Origin of the sequence: Burkholderia sp. Cy-637, assembly GCF_011753175.1 — a bacterium.
GTDB classification, from domain to species: domain Bacteria; phylum Pseudomonadota; class Gammaproteobacteria; order Burkholderiales; family Burkholderiaceae; genus Burkholderia; species Burkholderia gladioli.
This window is the reverse complement of the sequence record NZ_VWWC01000196.1, coordinates 1-12239: the sequence shown is the minus strand read 5'-3', so window position 1 is coordinate 12239 and position 12239 is coordinate 1. Positions and strand designations below refer to the sequence as shown.

Annotated in this window: 13 protein-coding genes; 7 read left to right on the top strand and 6 right to left on the bottom strand. The window is 70.8% G+C overall.

The window, feature by feature from the left end; genetic code table 11:
- The 3 genes from flgA to F3J10_RS31020 form a co-directional block, all read left to right on the top strand.
- A partial coding sequence (gene flgA, locus F3J10_RS31030) for a flagellar basal body P-ring formation chaperone FlgA (RefSeq protein ID WP_167243702.1) occupies positions 1 to 673 on the top strand: 673 nt, incomplete at its 5' end.
- Positions 674 to 809: 136 nt separating this feature from the next.
- Complete coding sequence (flgM, locus tag F3J10_RS31025; RefSeq protein ID WP_013699654.1) at positions 810 to 1136, top strand: flagellar biosynthesis anti-sigma factor FlgM; 327 nt, start codon at positions 810 to 812, stop codon at positions 1134 to 1136.
- A gap of 67 nt (positions 1137 to 1203) precedes the next feature.
- Entirely contained in the window at positions 1204 to 1644 is a 441-nt protein-coding gene (locus F3J10_RS31020; RefSeq protein WP_013699655.1) for a flagellar protein FlgN, read from the top strand.
- Between the two features lie 162 nt (positions 1645 to 1806).
- Here the strand turns inward: F3J10_RS31020 and F3J10_RS31015 are convergent, their stop codons facing one another.
- The 4 genes from F3J10_RS31015 to F3J10_RS31000 form a co-directional block, all read right to left on the bottom strand.
- A complete protein-coding gene (locus F3J10_RS31015; protein WP_167243701.1) occupies positions 1807 to 3060 on the bottom strand; it encodes a multifunctional CCA addition/repair protein in 1254 nt (417 codons plus the stop codon).
- 65 nt (positions 3061 to 3125) lie between these two features.
- A complete protein-coding gene (locus tag F3J10_RS31010) occupies positions 3126 to 3758 on the bottom strand; it encodes a glutathione S-transferase family protein (protein ID WP_029951317.1) in 633 nt (210 codons plus the stop codon).
- 58 nt (positions 3759 to 3816) lie between these two features.
- Positions 3817 to 4776: a complex I NDUFA9 subunit family protein gene (locus F3J10_RS31005; RefSeq protein WP_167243700.1), complete on the bottom strand. Its 960-nt coding sequence runs from the start codon at positions 4774 to 4776 to the stop codon at positions 3817 to 3819.
- A 180-nt stretch (positions 4777 to 4956) separates the two neighbouring features.
- Positions 4957 to 6909: a lytic transglycosylase domain-containing protein gene (locus F3J10_RS31000; RefSeq protein WP_167243699.1), complete on the bottom strand. Its 1953-nt coding sequence runs from the start codon at positions 6907 to 6909 to the stop codon at positions 4957 to 4959.
- Positions 6910 to 6929: 20 nt separating this feature from the next.
- Between F3J10_RS31000 and F3J10_RS30995 the strand changes: the two genes are divergently transcribed.
- Positions 6930 to 7532, top strand: coding sequence for a 5-formyltetrahydrofolate cyclo-ligase (locus F3J10_RS30995; protein ID WP_166916083.1), 603 nt, complete (start codon positions 6930 to 6932; stop codon positions 7530 to 7532).
- A gap of 34 nt (positions 7533 to 7566) precedes the next feature.
- Here the strand turns inward: F3J10_RS30995 and F3J10_RS30990 are convergent, their stop codons facing one another.
- Positions 7567 to 8103, bottom strand: a complete 537-nt coding sequence (locus tag F3J10_RS30990; RefSeq protein ID WP_166916081.1) for a winged helix DNA-binding protein — start codon at positions 8101 to 8103, stop codon at positions 7567 to 7569.
- A 133-nt stretch (positions 8104 to 8236) separates the two neighbouring features.
- On the opposite strand from F3J10_RS30990, the gene pxpB reads away from it, so the two are divergent.
- Genes pxpB through pxpA form a run of 3 tightly spaced genes read left to right on the top strand, consistent with a single transcriptional unit; the run spans position 8237 to position 10764 of the window.
- Complete coding sequence (gene pxpB / locus F3J10_RS30985; RefSeq protein ID WP_025101347.1) at positions 8237 to 8893, top strand: 5-oxoprolinase subunit PxpB; 657 nt, start codon at positions 8237 to 8239, stop codon at positions 8891 to 8893.
- Positions 8890 to 9978, top strand: coding sequence for a biotin-dependent carboxyltransferase family protein (locus tag F3J10_RS30980; protein WP_025101346.1), 1089 nt, complete (start codon positions 8890 to 8892; stop codon positions 9976 to 9978). Before pxpB ends, F3J10_RS30980 begins: the two co-directional genes overlap by 4 nt.
- A gap of 33 nt (positions 9979 to 10011) precedes the next feature.
- A complete protein-coding gene (gene pxpA, locus F3J10_RS30975; RefSeq protein WP_013699663.1) occupies positions 10012 to 10764 on the top strand; it encodes a 5-oxoprolinase subunit PxpA in 753 nt (250 codons plus the stop codon).
- A 526-nt stretch (positions 10765 to 11290) separates the two neighbouring features.
- On the opposite strand, the gene F3J10_RS30970 is transcribed toward pxpA, so the two are convergent.
- Complete coding sequence (locus tag F3J10_RS30970; RefSeq protein WP_167243703.1) at positions 11291 to 12235, bottom strand: TraB/GumN family protein; 945 nt, start codon at positions 12233 to 12235, stop codon at positions 11291 to 11293.
- Positions 12236 to 12239 lie beyond the last annotated feature (4 nt).

The following is a 12239-nucleotide window of genomic DNA, read 5'->3' as shown; positions in this document are numbered from 1 at the left end:
GACCGGCGCCGCACCCGCCCAGGCCCAGGCCGCGCCGCCGGTGCCCGAGGGCCAGCAGGATCCGGAAGCGATCCGCCAGGCCGCGCTGGCCTTCCTGCGCCAGCAGACCGCCGGCCTGCCGGGCAAGGCGATCGTCACGGTGGCGCCGGCCTTCCCGCGCGGGCTGGCCGCCTGCACCGGGCTCGAGCCCTTCCTGCCGACCGGCGCGCGGCTCTGGGGCCGCACCACGGTGGGCGTGCGCTGCGCCGGCGCGAAACCCTGGACGCTCTACCTGCAGTCGAAGATCTCGGTGCAGGGCACCTATTACGTGGCGGCCCGCGCGCTGTCGCCCGGCGAGGTGCTGACGGCCGCCGACCTGGTCGCCCACGACGGCGACCTGACCCAGCTGCCGCTGGCGATCATCACCGACCCGGGCCAGGCAGTCGGCGGCACCTCGCTGGTGCGCGTGGCGGCCGGCCTGCCGCTACGCCAGGACATGCTGCGCAGCGCCTCGTCGGTGACGATCGGCCAGACCGTGCGCGTGGTGGCGGCCGGCAAGGGTTTCACGATTTCGTCGGAAGGCAGCGTGATGAACAACGCGGGGCCGGGCCAGCAGGTGCGGGTGCGCCTCGCGGCGGGCCAGATCGTCACGGCGGTGGTGAAGGATTCGGGAACGGTCGAGATTCCGTTATGATGGGCGCCGCCAGCGCGGCCAGTAAGACTGCAAAAGAGTGCAAACTTTTGTTTCTGAAAGCATTTACTGAAGATCGAGCGCTAAAGTTCGGCTCCGTCCTGCCGTTATCTCGCTCAAATCGTTCAGGAAGCTCATCGTGAAAATCGATTCCACCCCCGCCACGAACGTCCGCCCGGCGTCCTCCGACGCCGCTTCGTCGCGCAGCCAGGCCGCCGCCCCCGCGGCGCCGGTGGCCGACGCCGCGCCCGCCACCGGCGGCGATGCGAACGTGAACCTGTCCTCCGTGTCGACGAACCTGCAATCGCTGGCCTCGTCGGGCTCGGCCGATATCGACACCGCGAAGGTGGCGTCGATCCGCGATGCGATCCGCAACGGCTCGCTCTCGATCGACACCGGCAAGATCGCGGACGGCATCCTGCAGACGGCTCGCGAGCTGGTGCAGACGCCGGTCAAGCTCGGCTGAGGGCGGCGGGGGGCGACCGCAATCGGCACGCGGATGGTCCGCGCGCCGGCGTTTTGAGCGAGACGCAATGAAAGAAGCACTGCTGGCGACGATCAACGACGAGCACGCGACGGTGGAAGCCTTCGCCTCCCTGCTCGCCTACGAGCAACAGGCGCTGACGGCGGCCTCGCCGGCCGATACGCTGCCCGACATCATCGAGCGCAAGACCCAGCTGGTCGAGCGCCTGGCCACGCTCGAGAAGCAGCGCGACGTGCAGCTCGCCGCGCTCGGCTACCCGGCCGGCCGCGTCGGCATCGACGCCGCCTCGGAGCGCGACCCGAGCGTCGCGAGCCGCTGGAAGCTGCTGCGCGAGGCCACCGAGCGCGTGCGCCACGCCAACCTCAACAACGGCATGCTGATCCGCATTCGCATGGACTACAACGAGCGCACCCTGCAGGTGCTGCGTGCCCAGCCGGCGCGTGCCGGCCTGTACGGCCCGGACGGGCGCGTGTCGGGCGCGGCGCGCTGAGATCGCTTCCCCCAGAACCGTCACGCGCGGCATCGGCCGCGGGTGACGGTTTCGTTTTTTTCCCGATTGAATATCGATGAAGCGCGCCGGCCAGGCGCGCGGCTCGGTCGCGACCGGGTCGAATGGGCCGCGCCGCGCGGATCGCCACCGCCGGCGCGCCGCTCATTCGCCCGCGTCGGCGTCGATCGAGAGCTCGGCCGCCACCGCCGCGATCCGCGCCCGATGCACCGCCTCGCGGATCCCTTCCGGATTGCCGCGCAGCCCGGCCGCCACCTGGCCGGCATCCACCGAGCGCGCGGCCAGCAGCGCGCGCCGCAGGCGCTCGGCCTGCGGATAGGGCTGCGTCTCCAGCCCGAGCCGCCCGCGCGCATCCGATTCGCAGGCCTGCAGCATCTCGGCGAAGCGACCGGGCTTGCGCAGCGCGTCGGCGCGCTCCAGGAAGCGCACCAGCGCGGCCGCGCCCATCTTCATCACCTGGTGCAGGTTGCCGTGCTCGCGCGCCACCAGCAGGGCCAGGTCGCGGCACTCGTTCGGCACGCGCAGGCGCTCGCTCAAGGGCTTGAGCAGATCGACGCTGCGGCCTTCATGGCCGATATGGCGCGGCAGCACGTGCTCGGGCGTGGTGGCCTTGCCGAGATCGTGGGTCAGCGCGGCGAAGCGCACCGGCAGCGTGTAGCCGTGCCGCGCCGCGTAGTCCACCACCATCATCACGTGCACGCCGGTATCCACCTCGGGGTGGTAGTCGGCGCGCTGCGGCACGCCGAACAGCGCGTCGACCTCGGGCAGGATGCGCGCCAGCGCCCCGCACTCGCGCAGCACCTCGAACATCCGCGAGGGTTTCGCCTCCATCAGCCCGCGCGAGAGCTCCTGCCAGACCCGCTCGGGCACCAGCGCGTCGACCTCGCCGGCCGTCACCATCTCGCGCATCAGCGCGAGCGTCTCGGGCGCGACCGTGAAATCGGCGAAACGGGCCGCGAAGCGCGCGATCCGCAGGATCCGCACCGGATCCTCGACGAAGGCCGGGCCGACGTGGCGAAAGCGCTTCGCGGCCAGGTCGGCGCGGCCGTCGAACGGATCCACCACCGGGCCGACCAGGCTGCCGTCGGGGCTCAGCTCGCGCGCCATCGCATTGATGCTCAGGTCGCGGCGCGCCAGGTCCTCCTCGAGCGTGACGTCGGGCGCGAAATAGAACTGGAAGCCGTGATAACCGGCCGCGGTCTTGCGCTCGGTGCGCGCCAGCGCGTATTCCTCGTGGGTGCGCGGATGCAGGAACACCGGGAAATCCTTGCCGACCGGGCGATAGCCCTGGGCCGCCAACTGCTCGGGCGTCGCGCCGACCACCACGTAGTCGCGATCCTGGACCGGCACGCCGAGCAGTTCGTCGCGAATCGCGCCGCCGACTGCGTAGATCTTCATGACATCACCTCCTTGCCGCGGCGCGCGGCACCGGGCCGCCGCCGCATTCCCTGGTCCATCGTCGCTCAGTGATCGAACACGCGCGTCTCGTGACGCGCCTCGTCGGCCCAGGCGGCCACCGCCGGCACCGCGAGCATGCGCGCCACATAAGCCGCCGCGACCTCGGACAGCGGCGGCGCATAGGTGACGAAGCGCATCACCACCGGCGCGTACATCGCGTCGGCGATGCCGAAGGCACCGAACAGGAACGGCCCGCCCGAGGCGGCGAGGCAGTCGCGCCACAGCGCGTCGATGCGCGCCACGTCGGCCAGCGCCGCCGGCGAGGCCTCGCGGCCCGGCAGGGTGGCGCGGATATCGAGCGGCATCTCGGCGCGCAGCGCGACGAAGCCGGCATGCATCTCGGCCGACACGCTGCGCGCGCGGGCCCGCGCGGCCGGCTCGGCCGGCCACATGGCCAGCGCCGGATGACGCTCGGCCAGGGTCTCGGCGATCGCCAGCGAATCCCAGATCGCCAGGCCGTCGTCGTCGATCAGGCAGGGCACCTTGCCCGAGGGCGATACCGCGCGGATCCGCGCGCTCGTCTCGGGCCTGCGCAGCTCGATCAGCGTCTCGTCGAAGGGGATCCCGAAGTGCCGCATCAGCACCCAGGGCCGCATCGACCAGGAGGAATAGCTCTTGTCGCCAATGATCAATTGCATGCTCGAACCTTGCTGCTTCATCAAAAATAAGTGAATCGGGGGCGATGCCCTGCCGCGCTCAGCGACGCGCGCGCCAGGCATCGTGGCGCGTGCCGCCGGCGCCGAGGTAGGACGGCGCCACGCTCTCGATGCTGGCCGGCCGGATCCCCAGCTCGGGCGCGAGCGGCCCGCTCGCCAGGTTGGGCACGCGCATCGAATCGAGGTTGTCGCGCGTCATCACCGGCTCGCCGGGCAGGCACTCGAACAGGCGCGCCTGCCACCGCGCCAGCGCGTCGGGCAGGCGCAGGATGCGTGCCTCGTGCCCGACCAGCACGCCGCAGTAGCGCACCAATTGCTCGAGCGTGTAGACCTTCGGGCCGCCCAGCTCGTAGGTCTTGCCATGCGCCTCGCGCAGCCCGCTGACGCGGCTCAGCGCCTGCGCGACGTCGCCGACGTAGATCGGCTGGAATTGCGCGTCGGGCATCGCCAGCGGCAGCACCGGCAGGCTGCGCTGCAGCCGCGCGAAGGTGCTCAGGAACGCGTCGCCGGGGCCGAACACCACCGAGGGCCGCAGCACCGTGACCGCCAGCGCGCCGCCGGAAGCGGCCGCCGCCGCATGCAGCGCGGCCTCGCCGTCGCCCTTGGAACGCTGGTACATGCTGGGCCCGCGCGAATCGGCACCGAGCGCGCTGACCTGCACCAGTTGCGGGACGCCGGCCTCGGCGCAGGCTGCCGCCAGCGCCGCCGGCAGCGCCACGTGGGCCTGCCGGAAACCTTCGCCGTAGGGCTTGCCATGGCCGCCGTGGAGGACGCCGACCAGGTTGACGGCCACCTGCGCGCCGGCCACGAAGCGCGCCAGGCTGCGGGTATCGAAGCCGTCCAGCTCGACGATCTCGACCGGCAGCGTGGCGAGATGGCGGGCATGCTCGCGGCGCCGCGCGGCGATCCGCACCGGGCGGCCGTCGCGAACCAGGTTCGCGACCAGGCGGGCGCCGATGAAGCCGGTAGCGCCGATCAGGGCGAGGGGCGGTCGATCCATGGGCGAGCCTCCGTCAGCTGTCGACTGCGCGCCGCGACGATCGGGCTGCCGCCTGCCCTGCCTCGACCGCGCGAGCGCGCGCGGGAAACGAATCGCGGGCCGCGATCCCGCCGCGGCCCGCGCGAAAGCCAAGGCCCGGCTCGACCCGGCAGGCGGCCCGGGCCGGCCCCGGCACCCGGCTCAGGGCGAGACGAAACCGAGCCGCGCCTTCAGCGACTGCGGCTTGCCCTCGAACAGCGCCGCGTAATAGGTGGTGTTCGACAGCACGTTCTTCACGTAGTCGCGCGTCTCGTTGAAGGGGATGGTCTCGGCGAAGATCGCGCCCTCGACCGGCTGGGTCAGCACCTGCCGCCACTGGCGCGGGCGGCCCGGCCCGGCGTTGTAGCCGGCCGTGGCCAGCACCGCCGAATCGTCGAACTTCTGGTAGATGTCGGACAGGTACCAGGTGCCGAGCTGGATATTGGTGTCGATGTCGTGCATCTGCGCGCGCGAGAGACCGCCCATGCCGAGCTTCTTGGCCACCAGTTGCGCGGTGGCCGGCATCAGCTGCATCAGGCCACCGGCGCCCACCGAGGAACGCGCATTGGTGATGAAGCGCGATTCCTGGCGGATCAGGCCATAGGCCCATTCGATATCGAGCCCGCTGGTGGCCGCGTAGCGCTCCACGATCGGCCGATACGGCGAGGGATAGCGCAGCGTGAAGTCGTGCATCGCGGTGGTGCGATCGGCCGTGTTGACGGTGCGGTCGAGCATGTCGATGCGCTTGGCGTATTCGGCCGCGGCCAGCAGTTGGCGATCGGTCATGCCGCGCAGCGGCCAGTTCCATTCGCGGTTGCCTTCCAGGCGCAGGTTCAGCGCGTAGAACCGGCGCGCCAGCGCGAAGCCGGGCACCTGGCTCATCGCGTCGACCTCGGCGTCGCTGACGGCGGTGCGCGGCGGGATCACGGTCTTCTGGCCCAGTTCCTCGGCGGCCAGTTGGCCGTAGAAGTCGAAGCGGCCCGCCACCTGCTCGAAGTCGCGGTTCGCGCCGCCGGCGTCGCCGGCCTGCTTCAGCGCGCGGCCATGCCAGTAGAGCCAGGCCGGCTGGGCGCGCAGCTCGTCGGGCATCTGGTCGATGGCCCAGCGCACCGAGGGCCAGTCGCCGGCCAGCAGCGCGGCGCGCACGCGCCATTCGTAGCCGGGCACCGACAGCGGCGCGCCGCCGGACTGCTTGTAGTACTGCAGCGCCATCGGCGAGCGCTTGAGCGCCGCCTGCATGCCGATCTCGCCCCAGGCGATCGCCTGCTCCGACTTGGAGAGCTGGGTGAGCGTGCCCATCATGCCGGCCGCCTGGTCGGGATCGTTGCGCGCCATGCGCGTGATCGCGATCAGCGCCAGCTGGCGCGAGACGGCATCGCTGCCGACGCCGCGCGCGAGGAACAGCGGCGGCGCGCCGGCGGCCTGGTCGAAGCCGGCCGGGCGCGGGCCGAGCACGTCGACGATCTTGCCGGCGGTGGTGGTGTAGTTCTGCTCGAAGGCCAGGCGCGCCTGGGTCCAGACGTCGTCGGACGAGAACTGCTGGTTGACCGCCAGCGCCGAGATCAGGTCGACGCAGGCATCGCCGTAGTTCTTCGGTTCGACCAGAAGGTGGCGCGCCATGTCGGCGACGTTCTCGCCGCGCGAGGCGCGCGACTCGAGCGAGTAGCACTTCACCTGGGTGTCGTCGTCGAGCACGAAGCGCTTGTACTGCTCGTCGAAGCCGCGCCAGTCATGACGCGCGCCCAGCACCAGCAGGTAGTCGTTGCGCATGCGGTCGGCGATCGCCTGGCCGTCGTAGCGCTGCAGGAAGGACAGCACCGGCGCGTCGGGCGCGTCGATGCGGGCCTTGCCCGAGCTGTCGAACAACTGCGGCTTGATCTGGAAATACTCGAGATAGGACGGCGCCGGATAATTCGGGATCATCGCGGCGAGCTGCGCGGCGCGGGCCGGGTTGTTGGCGCGCGCGGCCTCGCGTAGCTGGACGAAGACCTGATCGTCGTTCGACGTGACGTCGTCGACGGGTTGAGCGGCACACGCGGCGGCGCCCGCGGCCAGTACGACCGCCGACAGCGTCATGGCGGCCGCGCGATATACTCGGACGAGGCTGGTTGACATCGTTTTTCATGGAGCACGAAGTGAGCGAAAGCATAGCACGCCCCCCCGTCGCCAATCGCAAGCAGGCGCTGCGCGAAACGCTCGCGCCGCTGCGTCGCGCGGCGAGCGGCGAGGCGGCCGCGAATGCCGCGCTGGCGCGCCGGATCCTCGATCTGCTCGGCAAGCATCCGCTGCTCACGGTGGGCTTCTACTGGCCGCTGCCGGGCGAATTCGACGCGCGCGCCACGATCGCCGAATGGCTCGCCGACGACCATCGCCGCCGCGCCGCGCTGCCGGTGATCGCCGAGCCCCATACGCCGCTGTCGTTTCGGCGCTGGACCCCGGACGCGCCGATGCGCACCGGCCATCACCGCATCCCCGAGCCGGCCGAGGGCGAGGCGCTGGTGCCGGACCTGCTGCTGATCCCCTGCGTCGGCTTCGACAAGCAGGGCTTCCGGCTCGGCTACGGCGGCGGTTACTACGACCGCACGCTGGCGGCCTGGCCGAACGAGGCGCTGCCGGTGACGATCGGCGTGGCCTACGAAGTGTCGGCGCTCGACGCGCTGCCGCGCGAATCGCACGACCGCCCGCTCGACTGGATCCTCACCGAGCGCCACGCCTATCGCTCGGGCGCGGCCGGCTGAGCCGCCCGCCTTTCCCGCCTTTCTTCTTCCCCGCCTACAGCGAAGCGGCCGCGCGCGCGGCCGTGTCGTAGAGCCCCGAGGCATTGCGCAGCAGTTGCGCGGCCTCGCCGATCTGCCGGTTGGTCAGCCCGCTCTCCTTGAGCGTCTCGATCAGGCAGCGCTCGCGCACCTCGCGGTACTGCTCGCAGAGCGCGCGCCCGGCCGGCGTCACCGAGAACAGCACCTCCTTGCCCGACTTCTCGCCGCACACGTAGCCGCGCGCGGCGAGCTTCTTCAGCGCGTAGGTGGCAACGTGCGTATCCTCGATATTCAGGACGAAACAGATGTCGGCGAGCTTCTTCTTGCGGTCGCGATGGCCCACGTGGTGCAGCAGCGAGACCTCGATCGCGGTCATGTCCTTGGCGCCGGCCGCGTCCATGCAGCGGACCATCCAGCGATTGAACGCATTGCTCGCCATGATCAGCCCGTATTCGAGCTCGGACAGCTCGACGCTGGTCTCGGAGACGAGATGTTCGGACGAAACGATCTGGGCAGGCGGGCGGGGCGCTTTGTCTGGCACGGCGGGAACCATCGAGGGCGGGGAATGGCCGCAGTGTACGCCAGATGCGCTCGACAACCGTCGTAACGCCTTCTTCTTATCGATAATTTATCGATAAATTATTGATGATGTATCATCCGCAGCAATCGATGCCCGTGAGCCGCCCATGACCGCTCCCCGTCTCTACCCGCTAGGCGATACCGCTCTCGTCTGCGAAGCGCCGCCGCCCGCCACGCTGGACTGCCAGCGCCGGATCTGGGCGGTCGCGGCGCTCGCGCGCGGCTGGCCGCAGGTGCTCGACGTGGTGCCGGGCATGAACAATCTCACGGTGGTGTTCGATCCGTTCGAGACCTCGGCGGCGGCGCTGCTGCCGCGGCTCGAGGCTGCCTGGCGCGAGGCCGATCCCGATGCCGCGCCGGGCCGCGAGGTCGAGATCCCGGTGATCTACGGCGGCGAGGCCGGCCCCGATCTCGCGGCGGTCGCCGCGCATACCGGGCTGGCTGCGCGCGAGGTGGTCGAACGCCACGCGGCCGGCAGCTACATCGTGTTCTTCATCGGATTCCAGCCCGGCTTCGCCTATCTCGGCGGGCTCGAGGCGGCCCTGCACACGCCGCGTCGCACCGCGCCGCGCCTGGAGGTGCCGGCCGGCTCGGTCGGCATCGGCGGCGCGCAGACCGGCATCTACCCGGCCAGCGCGCCCGGCGGCTGGCAACTGATCGGCCGCACCGCCCTGCCCCTGTTCGATCCCGCGCAGACGCCGCCCACCCTGCTGCAGCCGGGCGACCGCGTACGCTTCACGGTGCGGGAGGTGCAGGCATCATGAGCCAGGGCCGCGCTTTCGCCGGCATCGAGGTGCTGCGCGCCGGGCCGCTGTCGACGGTGCAGGACACCGGCCGGCGCGGTTTTCGTCACCTGGGCGTGGCGCTGGGCGGCGCGCTCGACACGCTGGCGCTCGAGGTCGGCAACCGGCTGGTCGGCAACCGCCCCGAGGCGGCCGCCATCGAGATCACGCTCGGCCCCGCCAGCTTCCGCTTCCCGCGCGCCACGCGCATCGCGATCACCGGCACCGGCTTCGGCGCCACGCTCGACGGCCGGCGCGTGCATGCCTGGTGGAGCCTGCCGGTGGCGGCCGGCCAGACCCTCACGCTGCAGGTCGCGCAGCACGGCATGCGCGGTTATCTGTGCGTGGCGGGCGGCATCGACGTGCTGCCGGTGCTCGGCTCGCGCAGCACCGACCTGGGCTCGCGCTTCGGCGGCCTGGGCGGGCGCGCGCTGCGCGACGGCGATCGCCTGCCGGTCGGCCAGCCCGGCGCCGCCGCGCCCGCCTGCCTCGCGCCCGAGGCGCAGGAATTCGGCGTCAAGGCGCCGGCCTGGTGCGCCTCGCTGATGCCGAGCGAGGCGCTGCCGCGCCGCCCGCATACGCACGCGTCCTGGCCCACCCCGGTGCGGGTGCTGGCCGGCCCGCAATACGGCGGCTTCGCGAGCGCCTCGCAGCAGGCGCTGTGGGACGAGGAATGGCGCGTCACGCCCAACAGCAACCGGATGGGCTACCGCCTGGCGGGGCCGGCCCTGCTGCGCGAGGCGCGCGAGGAACTGCTCTCGCACGCGGTGCTGCCGGGCACCATCCAGGTTCCGCCGAACGGCCAGCCGATCGTGCTGATGCACGACGCCCAGACCACCGGTGGTTATCCGCAGATCGGCACGGTGATCCGCGCCGATCTCTGGAAGCTCGCCCAGGCGCGCCTGAACCTGCCGATCCGCTTCGTGCCGACCACCGTCGAGGCCGCGCGCGAGGCGCTCGCGGCCGAGCGCGCCTACCTGCGCCAGATCGACGTGGCGATCGCGCTGCGCGACGAGACGCACCAGCGGCAGCGCCGGGCGCTGGCGGCCGGCACCCGGGCCGCCTGACGGCTCCCTTTCACCCCTCAGGACGAGAACATCATGGAAATCGATCTGAATGCCGATCTCGGCGAGGGCTGCGGCTCCGACGAGGCGCTCCTGGACCTCGTCACGTCGGCGAACATCGCGTGCGGCTGGCACGCGGGCGGCGCGCAGGCGATGCGCGACTGCGTGCGCTGGTCGGTCGAGAAGAATGTCTCGATCGGCGCGCACCCGAGCTTCCACGACCCGGAGAACTTCGGGCGCAAGGAGATGGACCTGCCGGCGAGCGAGATCTACGCCGGCGTCCTCTATCAACTGGGCGCGCTATCTGCGATCGCACAAGCCGAGGGCGGGCGCATCGCCCACGTCAAGCCGCATGGCGCGCTCTACAACCAGGCCGCGCGCGACCCGCGCATCGCCGACGCGGTGGTGGCGGCGATCCACGACTTCGACCCGTCGGTGGCCGTGTTCGGCCTGGCCGGCAGCGGCTTCGTGGGCGCCGCGCGGCGCCTGGGCCTGGCCGCCGTGGAGGAGGTGTTCGCCGATCGCGGCTACCGCGCCGACGGCTCGCTGGTGCCGCGCAGCGAGGCCGGCGCGATGGTGGAGGACGAGGACGAGATGCTGGCGCGCACGCTGGAGATGGTGCGCGGGCGGCGCGTGCGGGCGGTGACGGGCGAGTGGGTGCCGCTCAATGCGCAGACGGTCTGCCTGCACGGCGACGGCCCGCATGCGCTGGCCTTCGCGCGGCGCATCCGCGACGCGCTGGAGCACGCGGGCGTGACGCTGACGGCGCCGGGCGCGGCGCATGCCTGAATGGCGCGCGACCGCGGCGCGCCGACGCCGCCTGCCGGTGCGACAAACTCACGGCAAGCGTCACCGCGAGAATCATAGTCACCAATGAAAAAAGCGCCCTCGGGCGCTTTGCTTTTTTAAATCGCGTCAAATAGCGAATTCAAATGCCATTTGAATGACGCCATTCAAAATCGTGACATTCGATAATGTCGGCATGATTTACCGACCTGAAACTGGCTTAAAACACGTCCGCCGCCTGCCGGCTCTGACCACGGCCGGCCGGGCGGCGGAACGCCCAATTTCAACCACGCTCGAAGCGTGCCTCGTATTTCTTTGTCGATTGGCCTGGCGTACTGCCGGTGGCCTTTGCCGGCACGTCAAACACGTGCCGGCAAAGCCTTCCTCGCGCTTCTTATAGTGCTACTACCCCGTAGTGTTTTGTACTTTCCGGTGTCAATCCCGTTGTGGATTGGAGAATAGTTTTGACAATGTTTCATGTCAATCGTTAAACCGCGAAAATCGGTAAAAGTGTGGGTTTTCCCCATCATCAACCGGCGTCCACGCGAAATCCTTGCCGCTTTAACAATTCGATCACACCTTTGGGGCCACCCAGATGTAACGCGCCGATCGCCACGAACAGCGGCCGGTTCGGGCCCGCCAGCGCGATCGCGCGCGCGGTGAAGCGGCGGTTGCGCTCGTAGACGATCTTGTTGTCGATCGCCGCGGCCAGCGGCCGCGAATGCGCGAGCCGCTCGGTCTTGGCGTTGGCCCAGGCCGATACCGCGTCGGCATCGCCGATGCGCCACAGCCGGTGCAGGGCCTTGATGTCGTCGGCGTTCTGCGCCGGCGTCTGGGTGATGTCCTGGGCCAGCATCTCGCGCTGCTCGGCCAGCGTCAGCCCGGTGAAGGCGCGCATCTGCTCGGCCAGCGTCTCCAGCCCGACCACGCGCGCGCCCTTCTTCTTCAGGAACACGTTCTGCAGTTGCGCCTCGGTGCCGTATTCGGTCTGCAGCCCGGCCGACAGCGAGTCGTAGGTCTCCACCACCAGCGCGGCCAGCCAGGGCCGCATCCGGCGGATCCCGTCGAGTGCCGCAGGATTGCCGCGCAGCCGGCCGGCGAGGCGCTGCCACAGCGGCTCGGGCAACAGCTTCGGCAGGCAGGGGTAACGGCAACTGCCGTATTTCGAGACATCGTCGGCGGACTCGAGCAGGTCGTCGGGCGAAAGCTCCAGCGCGAGCACCGGCGAGGCGGCCAGCGCCGCCAGGATGGGCCGGCGGAACGGCTGGGCGGGCGGGTAGTCGGCCGGATCGCCGACATGCAGGGTGCCGAGCAGGTAAATGGTGGTCTTGCCCTTGCTGGCCACGTAGAAGGGCATGCGCGCCGGCTGGGCGCGCACCGCGCCGCTGGAGACGGTCGGATCGGGCGGCGGCGAATGGAAACCGGGCAGCGACAGGCTGGGCGGCATGCGCGCACCGTTGAGCGGCGCGTGCACGGCA